The 17,560-nt window shown below is 64.5% G+C and carries 15 protein-coding genes and 1 pseudogene; 5 read left to right on the forward strand and 11 right to left on the reverse strand.

Annotation, left to right across the window (positions count from 1 at the left end; genetic code table 11):
• Positions 1 to 90: 90 nt before the first annotated feature.
• The 4 genes from ABID26_RS02865 to ABID26_RS02880 are packed head-to-tail and all read left to right on the forward strand — an operon-like array spanning position 91 to position 4,624.
• Positions 91 to 1,128 (forward strand): lysylphosphatidylglycerol synthase transmembrane domain-containing protein, encoded by a 1,038-nt coding sequence (locus ABID26_RS02865; RefSeq protein WP_292298137.1) that lies wholly within the window; start codon positions 91 to 93, stop codon positions 1,126 to 1,128.
• The gene (locus ABID26_RS02870) at positions 1,094 to 2,563 is read left to right on the forward strand and encodes a UbiA family prenyltransferase (protein WP_292298136.1); all 1,470 of its coding nucleotides are present in this window, start codon (positions 1,094 to 1,096) and stop codon (positions 2,561 to 2,563) included. Before ABID26_RS02865 ends, ABID26_RS02870 begins: the two co-directional genes overlap by 35 nt.
• A complete protein-coding gene (locus tag ABID26_RS02875; protein ID WP_292298135.1) occupies positions 2,563 to 3,894 on the forward strand; it encodes an FAD-binding oxidoreductase in 1,332 nt (443 codons plus the stop codon). Before ABID26_RS02870 ends, ABID26_RS02875 begins: the two co-directional genes overlap by 1 nt.
• Positions 3,887 to 4,624 carry an SDR family oxidoreductase gene (locus ABID26_RS02880; RefSeq protein WP_126101302.1) on the forward strand — a complete coding sequence of 246 codons (738 nt, stop codon included), beginning with the start codon at positions 3,887 to 3,889 and terminating at the stop codon, positions 4,622 to 4,624. Before ABID26_RS02875 ends, ABID26_RS02880 begins: the two co-directional genes overlap by 8 nt.
• A 5-nt stretch (positions 4,625 to 4,629) precedes the next feature.
• Here the strand turns inward: ABID26_RS02880 and ABID26_RS02885 are convergent, their stop codons facing one another.
• From ABID26_RS02885 to ABID26_RS02905, 5 genes are all read right to left on the reverse strand, one after another.
• Positions 4,630 to 5,961 (reverse strand): arylsulfotransferase family protein, encoded by a 1,332-nt coding sequence (locus ABID26_RS02885; protein WP_189521301.1) that lies wholly within the window; start codon positions 5,959 to 5,961, stop codon positions 4,630 to 4,632.
• 16 nt (positions 5,962 to 5,977) lie between these two features.
• Positions 5,978 to 7,105 carry a sulfotransferase family protein gene (locus ABID26_RS02890; protein ID WP_126101304.1) on the reverse strand — a complete coding sequence of 376 codons (1,128 nt, stop codon included), beginning with the start codon at positions 7,103 to 7,105 and terminating at the stop codon, positions 5,978 to 5,980.
• Positions 7,102 to 7,821 (reverse strand): hypothetical protein, encoded by a 720-nt coding sequence (locus ABID26_RS02895; RefSeq protein WP_292298133.1) that lies wholly within the window; start codon positions 7,819 to 7,821, stop codon positions 7,102 to 7,104. The genes ABID26_RS02890 and ABID26_RS02895 overlap by 4 nt, the downstream gene beginning before the upstream one ends.
• Before the next feature lie 9 nt (positions 7,822 to 7,830).
• On the reverse strand, positions 7,831 to 8,121 hold the full coding sequence (locus tag ABID26_RS02900; protein WP_292298132.1) for a hypothetical protein: 291 nt from the start codon (positions 8,119 to 8,121) through the stop codon (positions 7,831 to 7,833).
• A gap of 434 nt (positions 8,122 to 8,555) precedes the next feature.
• Positions 8,556 to 9,599 (reverse strand): DUF4185 domain-containing protein, encoded by a 1,044-nt coding sequence (locus tag ABID26_RS02905; protein ID WP_292298131.1) that lies wholly within the window; start codon positions 9,597 to 9,599, stop codon positions 8,556 to 8,558.
• 586 nt (positions 9,600 to 10,185) lie between these two features.
• Here ABID26_RS02905 and ABID26_RS02910 point away from each other — a divergent pair.
• Positions 10,186 to 11,298, forward strand: coding sequence for a hypothetical protein (locus tag ABID26_RS02910; RefSeq protein ID WP_292298130.1), 1,113 nt, complete (start codon positions 10,186 to 10,188; stop codon positions 11,296 to 11,298).
• A gap of 45 nt (positions 11,299 to 11,343) precedes the next feature.
• Here ABID26_RS02910 and ABID26_RS02915 read toward each other — a convergent pair whose 3' ends face one another.
• The 6 genes and pseudogenes from ABID26_RS02915 to ABID26_RS02935 all read right to left on the reverse strand — a co-directional run bounded on the left by ABID26_RS02915 (position 11,344) and on the right by ABID26_RS02935 (position 17,494).
• On the reverse strand, positions 11,344 to 11,817 hold the full coding sequence (locus ABID26_RS02915; protein ID WP_292298129.1) for a DUF4189 domain-containing protein: 474 nt from the start codon (positions 11,815 to 11,817) through the stop codon (positions 11,344 to 11,346).
• Between the two features lie 43 nt (positions 11,818 to 11,860).
• Positions 11,861 to 12,589 carry a hypothetical protein gene (locus ABID26_RS02920; protein ID WP_292298128.1) on the reverse strand — a complete coding sequence of 243 codons (729 nt, stop codon included), beginning with the start codon at positions 12,587 to 12,589 and terminating at the stop codon, positions 11,861 to 11,863.
• Positions 12,590 to 12,602: 13 nt separating this feature from the next.
• Positions 12,603 to 13,178: an invasion associated locus B family protein gene (locus tag ABID26_RS02925; protein WP_292298127.1), complete on the reverse strand. Its 576-nt coding sequence runs from the start codon at positions 13,176 to 13,178 to the stop codon at positions 12,603 to 12,605.
• A 64-nt stretch (positions 13,179 to 13,242) separates the two neighbouring features.
• On the reverse strand, positions 13,243 to 13,431 hold the full coding sequence (locus ABID26_RS37060) for a YadA-like family protein (RefSeq protein ID WP_435528543.1): 189 nt from the start codon (positions 13,429 to 13,431) through the stop codon (positions 13,243 to 13,245).
• Positions 13,405 to 17,042, reverse strand: a pseudogene (locus tag ABID26_RS02930) (beta strand repeat-containing protein); the annotation flags it as partial. The pseudogene ABID26_RS02930 and the gene ABID26_RS37060, both read right to left, overlap by 27 nt.
• The gene (locus ABID26_RS02935) at positions 17,039 to 17,494 is read right to left on the reverse strand and encodes a hypothetical protein (protein WP_354413704.1); all 456 of its coding nucleotides are present in this window, start codon (positions 17,492 to 17,494) and stop codon (positions 17,039 to 17,041) included. The gene ABID26_RS02935 and the pseudogene ABID26_RS02930, both read right to left, overlap by 4 nt.
• Positions 17,495 to 17,560: the final 66 nt, after the last annotated feature.

A 17,560-nucleotide genomic window follows, 5' to 3' on the forward strand; every position in this document is an offset into this window, starting at 1 on the left:
AACACCGGGTGCAAAGTCCGGCCGGATTCCGGAAGTTCGCTTCCATAAAGATCCGCACACGAAAACCGCCGAGTTCCGGAGCGCGTGCATATGCTGAGTAGCGAACAGGGCAGAAACACATTTCGCGCGAGAAGTCTCCTTGTCCCAACGATCATCATTTTTCTTGCTGCGTACCTGATGCTTTCCTCAAGCGTCGGCCTCGGTGACGTCATGGCCAGCATGGCCGCGATCGACTTGCGCGTCCTGGCCATCGTTCTCGCACTGTCCCTGGTGAACTATGCGCTCAGGTTCTGGCGCTGGTCGCTGATGCTTTCATCTTCTTCGAACGCGCTGCCGGCATCGCGGCATTTCCTGATCTACTTGGCGGGATTTGCGCTGACGACGACGCCGGGGAAAGTCGGCGAAGCCCTGCGAACCTTGTATCTCAGGCCGTTCGGCATCAGCCCCAGGCGTTGCCTGGCCGCCCTTTACAACGAGCGCCTGCTCGACCTGGTCGCGATCGGCGTGCTCGCGATGTTCATCGTTGCCTCTTCCGGCACTGTCACCCGCTCGTTCGGCCTTCTCGGCGCAGCGCTGGTGACGGCGCTGATCGTCGCCCAGCATCCCGCTACGATTGCGCGTCTCGAGCGGCTTTCCGGATTCCTGCCCGGACGGCTCATTCAGTCCCTGACCAATGCCGCAACGACATTCCTTCGCGACGTGCGATCCATGATGACGTTCCGGCTTGCCATCATCGGAACGCTTCTGGGCCTCCTGGCCTGGGGCGCGGAAGGCTTCGGCACATACATCGTGGCCAGGGAACTGGGCCTCAATATCGGACCGCTGGCCGCAATCGGAATCTATGCTGTGGCCATGCTTGCCGGTGCGTTGTCCTTCCTGCCCGGCGGGCTGGGCAGCACCGAAATCGTCATGATTTCTTTTCTTGCTTACGCCGGTGCAACGGCGCCTGAGGCCGTTGCAACGACCACCATCGTTCGACTCGCCACGCTCTGGTTCGCGGTGGCGCTCGGATTGGGCGCCTGGTCAGCTATCGAAGCCTTTCCCGGGCCGATAGCGGCAGGTTCGGGGCACACGTCAGAGAGAAAGAGCCCTTATGCAGCGTCTCCAAGCGATCCCAAAGGCCGATGAACCACCGCATGCCACGAAATCGTCGGTCCCCCTTGTCGTCGACCTCGACGGTACGTTGATCCACAGCAACCTTTTGGTGGAGTCCGTCATCGCGCTGGTGAAGCGGTCGTTCCTGTCGATCTTGCTGCTGCCCTTGTGGCTCATGGGCGGCAAGGCCGCCTTCAAGGCGCAAGTCACAAAAAGGGTGGCACTTGACCTCTCCGCCCTGCCTTTCAACCGGCCGCTCGTCGAACATCTGAAACGGGAGAAGGCCCGCGGCCGCAGGCTCGTTCTCGCCACCGGCGCGCACGAATCCCTTGCTCATGAGATCGCGCATCAGCTCGGCCTGTTCGAGGAGGTTTTTGCCAGCGACGGAAAGCGCAACCTGACGAGCCATGACAAGCTCGCCGCCCTGCGCGACCGCTTTGGCGCCGATGGGTTCGACTATGCCGGGAATGCGGCGGCGGACTTTCCGATCTGGCGCGCCGCGCGATTTGCGACGGTGGTGAATGCATCGCCTCGCACGGTCAACTGGGCATTTGCCCACGCTCATGTGGATGAGGTGTTTCCGCGCAGGAAGCCGACGCTTGCCGTTTATGTTCAAGCCTTGCGCCTGCATCAATGGCTGAAGAACCTGCTTCTCTTCACGCCGTTGATCGCCGCCTTGAGATTTACCGACACCGAGGCGCTTGTTGCGCTCCTGACCGGCTTCTTCGCCTTCAGCCTTTGCGCCTCGAGCGTCTATCTGCTCAACGATATCGTCGATATCGAGGACGATCGCCGCCATCCCGAGAAGCGCCGCCGGCCCTTTGCCTCCGGCCGTCTCCCGATCGCGCATGGGTTCGTGCTTATCCCGGCTTTGCTGGCGGGATCGGCGGTGCTGAGCTCATTCCTGCCCTGGAAGTTCGGCGCAGTGCTGGCGGTCTACTATGCGGTCACGCTCGCCTATACGTTTTTCCTGAAGCGCCTGGAGGCGGTCGACGTCGTGACGCTCGCCCTGCTCTACACGACAAGGATTTTCGCCGGCGGCGCGGCGGCAAGTATCCCGCTTTCCCAGTGGCTGCTGACCTTCTCCATCTTCATCTTCCTCAGCCTGGCATTCGCCAAACGCTGCGCCGAACTGCTGCTGATGCAGGAGCACGGCAAAAAGGCGAGCTTGGGCCGGGGCTATCTGCTTGCCGACCTGCAGATGCTCAACAGCATGGGGGTGGGCGCGGGCTACGTCGCGGCCCTCGTGCTTGCCCTCTATCTCAGCACTCCACAGGTCCTCATTTCCTATGCGCGCCCCGGCCTGCTTTGGGTTTTCGTGCCTCTTCTCATCTTTTGGGTGACGCGGATCTGGCTCAAGACCTGCCGCGGCGAGATGCGCAGCGACCCGCTGGTCTTCGCAGCGCGCGACCGTGTCAGCCTGGCGTTCGCCGTCCTGGGCGGCGGCGTTATCTGGCTGGCGATGTGATGGGACGCGACGGTCGATACCGGTCGTGGGGGCGGCCGCCTGCACCGGGCACGCAGGGCGCGGTCCGGCTGCATTGGCGCGACGAACAACTTCAGGAAGGCGGCGGTCCATTCCTGCCCTATGGCAACGGACGCAGCTACGGCGACAGCTGCCTGAACAGCGGCGGCACGCTCGTCGATCTTCGCGGCCTCGACCGCTTCATCTCCTTCGACGCCGACACGGGTGTCCTGCGCTGCGAAACCGGCGTTCTCCTGTCCGACATCCTTGGCCGTTTCGTCCCGAAGGGCTGGTTTCTCCCTGTGACGCCGGGCACCCAGCAGGTGACGGTCGGCGGAGCCATCGCCAATGACGTTCACGGCAAGAACCATCATTGGGCCGGAAGCTTCGGCCATCATGTGCGGCGCTTCGAGCTCCTGCGTTCCGACGGCAGCCGGCTCCTGTGCTCACCGCGCGAGAATGCCGACTGGTTCGGGGCGACCATCGGCGGGCTCGGACTCACCGGCGTCATTCTTTGGGCCGAGATTGCGCTCAAGCGGATCGATGGGCCAGCGATTGAGGTGGAGAGCCTGCGCTTCTCGCGCGTCGAGGAATTCCTGGAGCTCAGCAGCGCCTCGCACAACGCCTATGAATATACGGTCGCGTGGATCGATTCCCTCGCACCCGGGCCGGGCGGCGCCCGCGGGCTGTTCTTCCGCGGCAACCACGCAGCCGGGCATCATGCCGCCGCGCCTTCCCGCCGCAAGCCGGGATTGCCGTTCACGCCCCCGGTCTCGCTGCTGCCGAGGGCCGCGGTCGGCCTGTTCAACACGGCCGTCTACCGACGGCCGCGCCGCAAGCGCGCCATCGTCCATTACGAGCCGTTCTTCTATCCGCTCGATGCCGTGCCGAACTGGAACCGGCTGTTCGGCCGCAAGGGTTTCTACCAGTATCAGTGCGTCATCCCGCAGGATCAGGCGGAGGTCGCGATCGGCGAGATCATCGCCCGGGTGGCGCGGGCCAGGGAAGGATCGTTCCTCTCCGTGCTGAAGGTCTTCGGCAACCGCAGGCCGCCGGGCTGGCTGTCCTTCTCGAGACCGGGAACGACGCTTGCCTTCGATTTTCCGGATCGCGGCCGCTCGACGCTCGCCCTGCTCGATACGCTGGACGAGATCACCGACGAGGCGGGCGGCGCCGTCTACCCGGCCAAGGATGCCCGCATGAAGGCAAGGATCTTCGAGCGCGGGTATCCGGCGCTGCATCGCTTCGAGCGCTATCGCGATCCCGCTTTCACGTCCGACTTCTGGCGACGCGTGACTTCCGGCGACACGCGACAGGGGGCAGCCAATGCATAGGGTTCTGATCATCGGAGCGACCTCGGCGATCGCCGAGGCGACGGCCCGTCTCTTTGCGGATGACGGCGACAGGTTGTTCCTCGTCGCAAGGCGCAAGGCCAGGCTCGAGGCGGCGGCCGACGACCTCGCCGTGCGCGGCGCCGAGATCGCGGGATGCGAGGTCCTCGACATCAACGAGCTCGACCGGCACCGCGCGGTGCTGACACAGGCGGAGCAGGCTCTGGGTGGCATCGACGTGGCGCTGGTGGCGCACGGCACCTTGCCCGACCAGCAGCTTTGCCAGGCATCGGCCAGGCTGACGGTACAGGAGATCCAGACGAACGCCGTCAGCACCGTGGCATTGCTCACCCGCCTGTCGGAGCTGATGGAACGCAAGGGATCCGGCCGGATCGCCGTCGTCACCTCGGTGGCTGCCGATCGCGGACGGCAGAGCAATTACGTTTACGGGGCGGCCAAGGCGGCGGTCGACACGTTCCTGGAGGGCTTGCGGCAGCGGCTCTACAAGGCGGGTGTCGGCGTGACCACGATCAGGCCGGGCTTTGTCGACACCCCGATGACGGCGGCGTTCGAGAAGGGCCTGCTCTGGTCCCAGCCCGACACCGTCGCCAGGCGCATCCATCACGCCATCCTCAGGGGCAAGGACGTCGTCTATGTGCCGTCATTCTGGCGCTGGATCATGCTGGCGATCCGCCTGATGCCTCGCCGCGTCTTCAAGGCGTTGAAGCTGTGACGACCTTAGCGTGATGCCTGGCGCGGTTCCTCTTCGAGCGTTTTGCGAAACGCGGGCTCGAACATCGCGGGATCGATCCGCTCGCCGCCGTTGACGATCGGAATAAGCTCGTCCTGGAGGCCTCGACGGATCGGATTGACGAACTCCCAGACGAGATCACCCGCGGGTGTCACTTCGAAAATGCGGCCGCCGTCGGATTCGGTGATCAGCGTGTTGCCATTGCCAAGGCGCTGGGCATCGGAGCGCAGCGCGCTGGAGAACGGATGCTGGGCGCTGCCAGCATAGCTCCATTTCACGCTCGATGTGCGCGGGTCGTACTCGATCACCCTTGAATTGTTGCCGTGCCTGATGCCGCCGAGATTGTCGAAAAGCAGAATATCGCCGTTCGGCAGGATCCTCGGGTCGTGCTGTCCGAGCCACGGGCCGCGCGTCGCCCATGTGATCTCGCCGGTCTTCATGGAAAGGACCGCGATGAGCGACATGTCGCGGAAGGAAACCAGCACGTCGCCCTGCTCGGCGAACGGAAAGTTCTTCGCCTTGTCGGCGTCGACATATTCGACCGTGTTGGGATGGAGCGGATCGGCGAGAGCGAAATAGGGAAGGATCGCCATAAGCGAGAAATAGGGTGAGCGCAGGAAGGCGTCCGTCAGCGATACTTTCCGGATCTCCTTTCCGTCCGGCGAGAGAACGACCACGAAATCCTTGAGGTGGGGGCGGTCGAGCTGCGGTGCTGCTCCAACTGGGTTGAAGTCGAATTCGTTGGCGAGCGTGTAGATGCGATTGTCCGGCGCGACGGCAAGGTCGTGATGGACGGGAGCAAGGTAGCTCCAGATCACATTGGAATCCTTGTCGAGCTTGACCATGCCGTAGCCCCAGGGGGTATCGGCGGACGAAATATAGATGACCAGAAGATCGCCGTTCGGAAAGACGACGGCCCTGTCCATATAGACGAGCGAATCGGGCTGCGCCTTCCTGCCGAATGCGCCGTTCTTGGCGACGTCGCTGAACGGGCGTCGCCACTCGTGCACCACGCGCCCGTCCATCGCGATGAGACGCGCCACATTGTCGTCTCCGGACGTGTAGAGCGTGTATCCAGGTGCGGCACGCTTCGGGTCATAGATGGTGACGCCGCGGGCCGGGGTGCGGGCCGGCTGGTAAAGATTGGCCAGAACGGGATTTTCGATGATTTGCCGCTGCAGGACCAGGGCTTCGCCAGCCCGATAGGCGTCGCGAAGAAATTCCGACGGATATACCCGGCCGAAGACCGCCATCGCCCCCGCCACGAAGGCGAGGAAGGCGATCATCAACACGAAGAGTGTGGATCCGATTTTCTCCATCGGCATTCCCTTGCGCTTATCCATATCCGAAGCGCCCAGCCACTGCCGCCGTGCGGCTGCGGATCTCGTTGCGCTCGGCTTGTGTGAACGATGGTTCGTAATAGGCCGGGAAGCTGACGGTCGCTCGCGCCGCCTGCGCAAGCCCGCGGTCATCAAGCTCGCAGTGGTCGAGTATCGTCGAGAGCGTTGCGGCGGGATCGCTGCAAAGATCCTCGTAGCGGACGACGAGAATGCTCCCGGCCATGGCCGGATCATCCAGCACCGCCGCCACATAGCCGTAGACCGAGGCCCAGTAGGCCGCCCATCCCGCGACATCCCTGCCGCTTTTCCAGAGCCTGACGATCTCGCCGGACGTCCTGCTGCCATCGACATTGACCGGTACACGGTTCAATCCGAACTCGAAATGTCCGCTGCGCCGCATGTGGCTGACAACCCGCCGGTCCTTGCCCTCCGCGTCGGAAAAAAGCCTGTGCTGCTTCATCAGCGATGCGATGTGCCAGGTCGGGTCGCGGATGGGCACGATGAAGCGGGCGTCGGGAAACAGTTTCCTCAGATAGCGCAAGCGCGTGACATTGTAGTTGCCCTTGGCGAGATAGCGGCTGGCGTCGCGCAGCAGGAGCAGCTTGCGGATATGATCCCGGTAAAAGGCTTCGAAGCAGGGATGGCGCGCAGCTTCGTCCAGGACCGCATTCGTCGACGGATCGTGCAGCTTCGAGAAGAACGCCATCCAGACGATCTCCTCCAAGGCCTCGGGGCTCTCCGGCGTCACCTTGATGCGGTCGCGATGCGCACGCTCGACGGCAAGCTGCTCCGTGCGCCCGGCGCGGTCGACGAACCAGTTCCACGCCATAAGCGCAGGCACCAGGGGAAAATCGCGATAGCGATGGCTCGCCGTGTCGGGATGGCTGGCAAGCAATTCGAGCAGGATGGTGCTGCCCGATCGGGCAAGGCCGGCAATATAGATCGGCCGGCTCACGCTGGTATGATCGAGCTGCTCGGCAAGCAGCCGCGTTTCCCAGTTCCCCACCTTGATCCAGAAACGCGGAAAGCGCTCCAGGAGCCGGCCGATCGCGTCCGTCCAGGCATCGACTTCCAGGCTCGCCGCCCGGCCGCGTCGCTTGGTCGTGCGCCTGGTCCCGGTCATGCGATGCCGCGCACGCTCTTGAGCATCAGGGCAACGAGGATCGTCGCCGCGAAGAAGATGCCTTCCCAGCCGCGCAGCCAGGCAGGACCGACGCCAAGAACCTGCTGCCGCGGCAGCCCCAGATCGATCCTGTCGAACGGCAAGTCGTCCGGCAGATAGCCGGCGGGATTGCCGATCAGCACGTTCCACCAGCGCCATTTCTGGATGACCGAAACCGCCTGTGTCACCGGCACGTCGGCGATTGCCGAGCCTGCCCGGTCGACGATCTGCGCGTGCGGCACGCCATTGCTGCCGTTCACCCAGCGTCCCTTGAAGTCGCCGGACACCTTGACGCCAACCGAGGCGTCCGGCGGCGGGTAGACGTCACCGTAGCGGCTGTCGAGCCAGACGACGATGAGCAGCAAAGGCAGCGAAGCGGCGATGGTTGCCGGAAACACCAGCGCCACGCGTCGCAGCGCCAGCGCCAGCATCCGGCGAAGAAGGGGCCAGGCTTCCTGGAACTCGCCTTCGAAGTCGGCGACGCTCTGCTGTGTCCGCGCATAAGCCAGCTTGATCTCCGCAATACGCTTTTGCGGCGAGAGAACCCGATATAGCTCCATGCAAAGAAAAGCCCCAAGCGCTGCCCAGAGCACCAGCCTGGCCGATGACGGCAGGAAGGGCGTCAGCCAATTGTCCAGCGCCGAGAGGACCGGCGAGGGCATGTTCAGGAGACCCATCGGACCGCCTCAGCGACCGGTTTCGTCGCGCGAGCCTTCGCGTTCATTCCGGTGAGCGGGCCGGTGGGCGGGATCGGCGCGCTTTTCAGCCGGCTCCATCCCGCGCGATGCACGCCTGCGCTTCAACGCCTTGCGAAACGGCCAGGCGACGATGAACGAAAGAGCCGTGGCCAGCGCGGCGATGAGCGCCCAGAGGGCGCCTAGCAGACCCAGGCCTGCTCCCGGTCCGACATAGGCGAAAGCAACTGTCGGAACGGTCAGTGCCAACACGAAGCAGATCGAGGCGATGAACCTCCTCATACCTTGGCCTCCTTAATTTGAGGATGGCTTGACCAGGGAGAGCGCAAGGACGGTTCGTCCGTTTACGATGTCTCCTGGATCGTCCACAGCGATCCTCGCTGCCCCCCGATCCCAAGAGCTTGACAATCCGGCGTGGACAACAAGCGACGATACTGAATGCCGCCCGCCGCGGTCCGGTTCCGGCTTTACATCTAGCGCCCGGTCATCGGCCGACCACCCAAGCCTGGGCGCGCCCCATGGTTCAGGCCGGAAAAGTTATCGATTTTAATAAGTTGATATGCTCTGTTACCGAGGATCCACACGCCGCGCTGCCCGTCCTAACACATTCGTGAACCGGACAGACTTCACCGTGCGAAGAAGGTCACGCGGCCAGGAACCTTACCGCCGCACCGTCCGCGTCGCGCGCAAAAGTCCACAAGGAGCGGGCACACCGGTCAGTTCGCTGAACTGACCGGTGTCACCGGGGCGCCCACCGGCGCGACCGGACCGTCGTCCGAGACGACAGCCGGGGCGGCCGGCTCGAGGCTCGTGTGCATCAGGAAGACGTTATAGGGCCCCCATTGGGACATCGTGTAGTAGAGATCGCCATCGATCTCCGTTCCCGGCACGATGTAGGGCGCATAGAGGCCCGGATATTGATCCGCCGTCACCACCGCCTGGGCGTCGCTCCAGGGGCCGGTCAGCGCCGGGGCGGTGCGCAGCACCACGGCTCGCCGGGTTTCATCGAGATACATCATCAGCCAGCGGCGATGAGGCTCGCTCCAGGCGACGGAGAGCTCGCCCGCCGGGGCGGGCACGACCATGGCCGCGGATTTGGCATCGGCCCCCCACTTGGTGCCGTCCCAGTATTCATAGGCATCGGGCGTGAGGATATGCTCGCGCGCGACCCGGCGCAGCCGCACGCCGCCGAAGCGCCCTTCAGGGATGCCGAAGCTGTAGAGAAAGCCGTCCGCCATGACGAAGGCAACCTGCTCGAAACCGCAGGGCTCGCGCCATGTCGCGCCTGCCGGCGCCGCCCATGTCTGTCCGTCGTCATCGGAATAGGCGAGGCCCGAATGGCCGACCGTCCAGTTGCCGCCCGTCAAACCCCAATGCCTGACGGACATGTAGTGGAGATATATGCGCCCCCCAAGCGAGATGCCCTGGGTCGGGATGACGGTTTTCTCGTCGCCGTCGATCTTGCGGGAGCGGATCAGCTCTTTCGCTGCGCCGTCCGGCCCAGTGACCATGGATTCGAACGGAAAGCCGTGGCGCGGGTCCGGATCGGCAATCCGGGCCATGACGTTGCTGCGCCAATTGCTGCCGCCGAAGCCACCTCGCCCGAAAGTGTCGCCGAAGACCATATAGAGCTGGTCCCGGTGCCAGAACATGTGACCGAGGTCGGTCCCGTAGACGCCCCAGCGCGCAGCCGTATCGTTCCGGGAATTCTTGCCGGTCACCTGATTCATCATCTCGGTGCCGAGCACGCGCAAAGGCATGACGTCCTCTTTGGCCGAACCGACTGCGGCGGGAGCTTTCGAGGCCTCTTCCGGCGACGTAGCCGGCGGCTGAATCGGCCCGGCAGACGCCGCTAGCGTGGGGCCACGCGGATCAGCTGGAGGAAGATTTAATAGAATGCCCAGACACGACAGATTCAAGAAAACGAGCCAAAAAACCCGCCCCACGCAACGCCCCTTTGTTGGTCACGACCCAAGTCGGATTGTCACATATTGTGATCAGATGGCGGAATTGCGACAGCATCGAGTGAGACCACTTCAATCCTGAATTTTAGGTGGCAATAGTACATAAATCATTGATTATTATCGATTTTTTTCTGCGTGGAAGCTGTGAGCAACTGTGGAACGAAGCACATGCGAGAGATAATCGGCAGGCCGCCTCGGCGCTGCCTTGAGAAATTGTGCGGGGCCCTAGCTCCTTCAGTTTCGTACAGCGGCCTCTTCTCCCTCACAGAATGCGACTCTTGGTCCAGATGAGTGATTGAACCCACCCTCGCGATAGGGGTTGGTGAAAATCGGGCTGATTTCCGTGGGCGGGCCAAACAATCGACAAATCCCGGAGGTGCCCGTGGTCCTGGCAGTCTCAACAAACGCGTCGATCGGCACCAGTACCCGCGTCATGCGGCTGGCGTGGTTCGTAGCGTTGCTGTGCTATGCGGTCCTGCTCACCACGTTCCACTATGCTTCGACGACCGTCTGGTGGATCGCCAGTCCGGCTCTAATGGCCGACTTCATCGCCGCGGCGCCATTTCAAGGCCGGGTGCTGCTGCCGCTTATCGTCCACGCAATCATGCGGGTCACGCCCTGGTTCGACGTGGACCTCTTGTTCGCCGCCGCCGAAGTCGCCGCCTGGATGCTGCTGGTCGTCGTGGCGCGTCAAGCGCTTCGGGTGCTCCGCATCGAGACATCGGATCTCGTCAGCGGGATTCTGGCGCTGACGATCACGGTTCCGGTCGCGCTGCATCTGATCGTGCCCGACCTTGAAGTCCACTCGATATTGGGGGTCGACGCCGGCGTCCTTGAATTGGGGAAATGGCAGACGGTGCCGTTTTTCCGCTATGTCTACGACCTGCCGGCGGCGGTCTTCACGCTGGCGCTCGTGCTCTGTCTCGCACGCTTCGTCCAGGCACCCGAAACGGGCAGGTTGATGGCCTATCTCGGCCTGTTCGCGCTTGCCACCGTGAACCGCGAGACCACCATGTTCTTGCTGCCGGCCTTCCTTGCCGTGTGCTGGGGGGTGCTCGAGCGCCGCACAATTGCGACCGTGCTGGCGGCGCAGCTGATCATTTTCGTCGTGATCCAGGCCGCCATCAGATGGTTCGTTCCGGGTCTCCCCAATCCCTATGCCAGCATCCCGGGGACCAATTACGAGATCCATCTGACGGACAATCTCTGGCTGTTCACCAATCCCCTCTATCTGTTGACCTATCTCGCCCGTTTCGGCGCCGGTCTCTACCTGCCCATTCTGCTGCTGCACCGGTATCTCGACCCGGTGCTGAAACGGACGCTGCTGTGGTTCGGCATACCGTTTCTCTTGTCCACCGTGCTGTTCGGGCGCCTGGTGGAGCATCGGGTGGTCATCGAAATCGTGCCTTTGCTGTGGCTGGGCGCCGTCCAGTCGATCAGCGCCTGGAGCGCGGATCAAGCGCGGCAGTCGCAGGCGCGAGAGCGGCTGCCTTGAACGATCCCCTCAGACGGATCTATCGGGGCGGATGGGCGTCCGTTGTCAGGTGCAGACCCATTCGCGGATCTTGCACTGCTTCCCCTCGCCTCCGCATTGCGCCGTGGCCTTGTCCTCTGCTTCCCGGCGGGTCGTGGCCGACGCGGCGCCCCAGAACGGGGTTGCCGCGCCATGGCTCTTGCCGACCGATAGGGCCGCGCAATGCTCATAGGGAAAGCCGCTGCCATCATCATCGTCCCAATGGCGATGGTTTCGGAACACCTCGACCACCCTGCAGCCGGCGCCATCGGCATTCTCGCAATGCTTGAGCGCGATGTCCTCCGCTTCCTGTCGCTTGTCAGCGCCCCAGAAGAAGCCGTGCCGACCGTCGCCCGGCGAATAGGCGATCGCGCCCCAGATGCCCTTTTCCTCGCCTGTCGGCGCCGGCTGCGGCGCCACCAAGTCCGCCGCATGGCCCGCAATCGTAAGCCCAACCAAGGCCGCAAGCAGCGGAAACGAAAGGCGGTGATTGATCAGCATTTTCGTGCTCCAGGTTGTAGCTATTCGACAATCCACCGCGGCTCTAGCCGCCCATGCGGGCGACCGAGACCACGATGCAGGTGTTGCCGGTGGGGACCAAAAGGGCCTGGCCGCCATTGTTGGCCAGGTTGAAGAGCATCGTGTTCGAAAGATTGTCCGCCAGGACGCTGCCCTTCGGGAGCGTTCCAGCGACTTCCTGGCAAGACTTCTGGAAAGGCGCCACCCGCACGAAGCCGCCCTCGCAGGTCTGGCCGACGGGCGAGGCAAAGACGACGCCGGCTGCCTGCGTCTTATAGTCCGGCAGGTCATAGCTCATCCCGGCGACTGCCTGCACGGCATGCGTATCGGGCGACGTGTTGTCCCACTGCGTCTGCACCGCATAGGTCGATCCCGCGGTCAGAGCCTGTCCGAGCGTGGCAAAGAGATTGGCGCAGGTGCGGACGCCTGCCTGGCTCACATGCGCCTGAAACGGGTTCTTGCTCGCCGCGCCATCCGCCGGCGCGGGCTTGGCTTCTGTGGGCTTGCCTTGGGCGGCAGGCGCTTGCGCCTGTGCCGATGCCGTGCCAGCGACGAGCGTCCCGAGCGCGGGTGAGAAGCGGAACGACAGGACGACCGCCGCCGCGACCAGCACGGCGAACGCGCCGAGCAGCGCCGTGTTTCGCACCAGCCGACCGATGGACGAACGCCCCGGCGGCGGGCTTGCCGGCGGCTCCGGCAGCGGAACGGGCTGGGAGCGCGTCAGGATTCTGTCCTCGATGGATTGGCGTGTCATCTCTCAAGTCTTTCTAGTTGATGGCCGACAGCGCGGTCTTGAGCCCCTTGAACGGCGCATCGAGACTGACGGTCGCTCCCGACGGCAGGGAATAGGAAACCTGGACGGTGGTCTCTTTGCCGATCTCTCCGCGCAGCACGGGACCCACGGGCACATAGCCGACACAGACCGACGCGTCGCAGCCCTGCAGCTGAACGTCCACCGGCTGTTTGCGGCCGGCAAATTTCAGCGAAAGCTTGCTGCCCGCGCCAGTCTGGCTGGGGGTTCGCAATATCATGAAGGGCTTGCCCTTCTCGTCGGCCGCCAGCGACCAGCTGAAGATCAGCGCCTGGCCCTGGTCGATGAAGGACTGGCTGATGTTGCACACTTTCTTCCTGGCCTGCAGGTTCTCATCGCAGATCAGCGTCCAGTTCTCGAACGGACGCGTGGTCCGTTGATATTGGCCAAGCTTCACGTTCGCAGGCACCGCGACTTCCGGAGGCTTTATCCTATAGGCAGACGGGACCGCCTCCTGTCCAACCGCGCGCGGGCCGGACAGGAGCAGGCAGGTCAAGGTCATCGCGATGGCAGAGACCACGTACCTGGTCATGAACGGACTTCTTGTTTGCGCATGATCTTTCCGCAAACCGCTACACACTTTCCGGGATCATGCTCTAGTTGATGGTAAAGCTGACGCCCGCGCCGACGCCCCAGTGGCCACCCGCCGTCGTGCCGGACACATTTGCCCGGGCTCTGCCGTCCTCGCTGGTGTAGCCGGCGCCGAACGCGACGGCTCCCTCGCCGCGCCAATAGCCGCCGCCGGCCGCGACGCTGAGCTTGCCCGGACGGTCGTCGTAGCGCAGCGAAGCGGCGGCCAGGCCGATCGCGGCCGCCTGGCGCGCCTCGCCCCGAACCTCGCCCATGTCCATGTTGAGCTGGCTGAGCTTGGAGTCGGCATAGGCATTGGCCTGCTGGAGCGTCGTGGCCGCCACCTGGTTGGTGTAGGTCTTGGAGTCCGTCAGGTTGAGCGCCAGCCCGTCATTGAGCTGCTTGACGTTGACCGCATCGGTGTCGGCGGTGCCGGCGCCGACATTGTGGATGACGACAGGCGCATTCACGTCGCCGCCGACAAGCGTCACCGAGTTCGACTTCGAGCCGTCCCCATTCTTGTCATACTGGATCGCGAACTCGTTGAGATCGCCGACGCTCCCCTGCATGGCTTCGACGGCCTGGTTGGTCGCATAGAGCTGGCTGCCGTTGATGGCGTCCGTCGAGGTGTCGCTGATCCGGCCCGCCGCGACATTGGTGACGGTGCGCTCGTTGCCGGCGCTGCCGACGCTCACCGTGCTCGTCGGAGTTGTTCCGGCAAACGTGTAGGCGACGCCGTTAATCGTCGTGCCGGTGGTGGCGACCGCAGCCGCCGTCGTCGAGCCCGCGCCGAGCGCGACGCTGCCCGGCTCGTTGGCGGTGGCGCCGGCGCCGAGCGCCATGGATTGAGCACCGTTGGCGGTCGAGTTGGTGCCGAGGGCGATGCTGTCGGCCTGGTTGACGGTCGCCGTCTGGCCGATGGCGATGCCGCCGGGCGCGGTCTGCTGGACGATGGCGCCGTTGCCCATGCCGATGCCGTTGTCGCCGTTGACCGTGGTGCGCGGCCCGATCGCGACCGACTCTGCGCCGACCGCCAGCGAGTCCGAGGCCGTCGAATTGGCGTGGAAGTACATGGTCCCAGTCACCGCGAAGGAGCTCAGCGCGCCCTTCAGCTGGCGAAGCGTGACGGCGTCCTGATCCTGCGTGCCGTCGGCCACATTGATGATCTGGCGGTAGGCGGTGGGGGTGCCCACCGAGACGGCGCCGAGGAGCGTCATGTCAGTGGTGTTGTAAGGAATGAGGCCGGTGCCGGAGAGGATCGATCCTGATACCGGTGCTACCGCGCGATCCGAGACCGAGCCGGCGCCGAGCGCAACGCCGCCAAGGATCGTGGCCTGGGTGCCCCGGCCGAGCGCCAGCGAATCGCCGGCGGACGCCGTTGCCTGATAGCCGAGCGCGGAGGAGCCCACCCCTTGCGCGAAGGCGTCGGTGACCGGCAGCGTGCTGTCGTTGGTGCGCACGTAGCGGATGCCGTCGCCGTTGGCGTCGGTGTAGGCGGTCGAAGTGTCGCCGGCAAAATTGTTGATCGTGTTGCCAAGAGTGGTGATGTCGGCGGTGTTGGCGGCGATGTCGGTCGTGTTCTGCGTCACCTGCTGGTTGGTGGCGAAGAGCTGCGAGCCGTTCACCGCGTCGGTCGAGGAACCGCTCAACTGCCCGGCCGCGACGTTCTGTATCTGGCGCTCCGCGCCCAGCGAGCCGACCGAGAAGGCACCGGCCGGGGTGGTTCCGGCGAAGGTGTAGTTCACGCCGCCGATCGTCGTGCCGCCGACCGCGGTCGTAGTGCCCGACACCGAATTCAGGCCGATCGCAACGTCGCCTGCATTGTTGGCGACGGCATTCGGGCCGATCGCGACCGAATCGGTGCCGAGCGCCTGAGAATCCGCCAGCGCCGAATTTGCGTGAAAATACTTGATGCCCGCGCCGCTGTTGATGTTGGTGACGGTGTTTCCGAGGTTGGCGATGTCGGTTGTGTTCTGCGTCACCTGCTGACTGGTCGCATAGAGCTGCGAGCCGTTGACGGCGTCGGTCGAGGCGTTGCTGAGCCGGCCTGCCGCGAGGTTGGTAAGGGTCCGCTCCGCACCCGGCGCGCCGATGCTGACGGTCGACGTCGGCGTCGTGCCCGCGAACGTATAGGCGACGCCGCCGATCGTCGTGCCGCCGGTGCCGACGGCCACGTCGGTCACCGAGCCCGAGCCCAGCGCGACATCGCCGGAGCTTGCCGTCGCGGTCGCGCCATTGCCCAGCGCGACATTGCCGACGAAGCCGGCAGCGCCCGCGGTGGAGCCGTTGCCCAGCGCCACGGAGCCCTGTCCGATCGCCTTGTTGTTGTTGCCGATCGCGACAGCACCTGCTGCCTGGTTGGCGGCGGTGGCGCTCGCCGTGCCGTCGCTGTTGGCGATGTTGTTGGCGCGCCGCCGGTGAAGGCGCCGGTGCCGCTGGCATAGCTCGGATCGCCGATGGAGACCGCGCCGTCGCCATAGGCCGTGTTGTTCGCGCCGATGGAGACCGCCTGGCCGCCGGTCGCCACCGCGTTGGTGCCCATGGCGACCGCATTGGCGGAACTGGCCTTGGCATTGTTGCCGACGGCGATGGCGCTCGCCGCCGACGCATTGGCGCCGATGCCGAGTGCGGTACTGGCGATTCCGCTGGCGCTGGCGCTGACGCCGGCAGCAAGGGAATTGTCTGCCGTCGCATTCGCTCCAGACCCGAACGAAGAGGAGTTTGCACCGCTGGCAACGGCCGTGTTGCCAATCGCCGTGCTGGCGGCGCCGCTCGCAACTGAGGTGGCGCCCATCGCGACGGCGAAAGCGCCGGAAGAGAGCGAATTGGTGCCGATCGCGATGCTGTTGGGCAAGGCCGTGTTCGCCTGAACGCCTGCCTGCGCGCCGACGCCGAATGCGATGGACTGATTACCCCAGGCGCTGGCGGTGTTGCCCATCGCCGTGGCGCTCGTGCCGGTTGCTTTGGTTAGGATGCCTATGGCAACGGTGTTTTGTTGAGATGCCATCACATCCGTGCCAAGGGCGATGGCGCCCTGGGCAAGGGCACCCGTTCCCGCGACAGTGCGTGCGCCGATATTGATGGAATTGATATCGGACGCGACCGACTGGAAGCCGATCGCGATGGCATTCTGGTTACTCGCGTTGGCGGAAGTGCCTTGGGCAATGGAATCCACCCCCGACGAAACCACTGAAGTTCCAAGTGCGAGGCTGCGCAGCCCGCTGGCTTTGGACGCCCAGCCTCCGGCGAATGCATAGTTGTTGCTCGCCGTGGAACTGACGCCGACCGCGGTGGCGTTTCCTCCTGAAGCAACTGAGAAGGTGCCCAGGGCGCTGGCGCCGGCGCCGGTGGCACTGGCGTCGACGCCGAGCGCGACCGAATTGACTCCGCTCGAGACCGTGCCCATGCCCAGCGCCATCGCCCCGCCAGTGCCCGTGGCCGACGCGTTCAGGCCGATGGCGACCGAGTATTGGGCCGAGGAAACGGTCTGGGTGCCGAGCGCTATCGACCAGACATTGGTGGCGGAGGCGCTATTTCCGATCGCTATGGAGTTAGAAACTGTCGCCGACCCGCCGCCCGCGGCATATTGCGCATGCGCCGGCGTCGTGAATACTAATGCCGCCGATACGAGGCTGGCGAGGCTTGCGCCGGCGCCGAGCATCCCGTGCCCCAGCCGGTTGCGCTTCAGGCCGAGCACGCGATGCGCGTTGCGCAGCGCCGCCATGAGGCGGCGACGGAGCGAGCGGCTGCCGGCAGCGCCGGAAACCCAGTTTTCAGCGAAGCGGGCCGCCCCGAGCCGGATGGTTCGTCCTTGCCTGAAGTTCATTGCGGGAGTGCCTCCTTTGGTAGGTCGCGCTCGATCGCGACAGGTTCCGCCGACCCTGCCGCCGAAGCGTGTCTGCTCGAAAATGGAATAACGACATCGATGCCGCGCGCCAGCAGCGCGTGGCCCTGCTTTTCACCGATCGCCTCGACGCGATCGAGTGTATTTTCAAGCCAGGAGTCCCCCTCCTCCGGCACAGACTGGAGCGCTCTTGCGACCCGTTCGTCCGGAATGAGCCGGCCGAGATAGGACCGCACCGCCGCCAGATGGACGGCAGGCGCATCGCCCGCGCGAACCACGGCGGTGAGGCCGTAGAGGTAGTGAGCGAGCAGGATGTCCTGCTTGGCGAGCGGCACGCCATTGCCGTAGCGTTTCTCGAGCGTCCTCGAGGCCGACTCCAGCCAGTAGCCGATTTCCTCGGAAAGGCTTCGACCGATGGCCGTATCGTCGCTCATGTCCCCTCAGCCGCCTCAGAATCCGGATTAGCCGGACTTGCTGGAGAAAGACATGTTTTCAGAATC

The organism is Mesorhizobium shonense (assembly GCF_040545255.1).
Taxonomy (GTDB): Bacteria; Pseudomonadota; Alphaproteobacteria; order Rhizobiales; family Rhizobiaceae; genus Mesorhizobium; species Mesorhizobium shonense.

Excerpts from the sequence above, each read along its gene's own strand:
- ABID26_RS02920 (WP_292298128.1), bottom strand. The coding sequence starts at position 12,589 with ATGACACGCCAATCCATCGAGGACAGAATCCTGACGCGCTCCCAGCCC.
- ABID26_RS02880 (WP_126101302.1), top strand. The coding sequence starts at position 3,887 with ATGCATAGGGTTCTGATCATCGGAGCGACCTCGGCGATCGCCGAGGCG.
- ABID26_RS02900 (WP_292298132.1), bottom strand. The coding sequence starts at position 8,121 with ATGAGGAGGTTCATCGCCTCGATCTGCTTCGTGTTGGCACTGACCGTT.
- ABID26_RS02870 (WP_292298136.1), top strand. The coding sequence starts at position 1,094 with ATGCAGCGTCTCCAAGCGATCCCAAAGGCCGATGAACCACCGCATGCC.
- ABID26_RS02895 (WP_292298133.1), bottom strand. The coding sequence starts at position 7,821 with ATGGGTCTCCTGAACATGCCCTCGCCGGTCCTCTCGGCGCTGGACAAT.
- ABID26_RS02885 (WP_189521301.1), bottom strand. The coding sequence starts at position 5,961 with ATGGAGAAAATCGGATCCACACTCTTCGTGTTGATGATCGCCTTCCTC.
- ABID26_RS02865 (WP_292298137.1), top strand. The coding sequence starts at position 91 with ATGCTGAGTAGCGAACAGGGCAGAAACACATTTCGCGCGAGAAGTCTC.
- ABID26_RS02915 (WP_292298129.1), bottom strand. The coding sequence starts at position 11,817 with ATGCTGATCAATCACCGCCTTTCGTTTCCGCTGCTTGCGGCCTTGGTT.
- ABID26_RS02935 (WP_354413704.1), bottom strand. The coding sequence starts at position 17,494 with ATGAGCGACGATACGGCCATCGGTCGAAGCCTTTCCGAGGAAATCGGC.
- ABID26_RS02875 (WP_292298135.1), top strand. The coding sequence starts at position 2,563 with ATGGGACGCGACGGTCGATACCGGTCGTGGGGGCGGCCGCCTGCACCG.
- ABID26_RS02905 (WP_292298131.1), bottom strand. The coding sequence starts at position 9,599 with ATGCCTTTGCGCGTGCTCGGCACCGAGATGATGAATCAGGTGACCGGC.
- ABID26_RS02925 (WP_292298127.1), bottom strand. The coding sequence starts at position 13,178 with ATGACCAGGTACGTGGTCTCTGCCATCGCGATGACCTTGACCTGCCTG.
- ABID26_RS02890 (WP_126101304.1), bottom strand. The coding sequence starts at position 7,105 with ATGACCGGGACCAGGCGCACGACCAAGCGACGCGGCCGGGCGGCGAGC.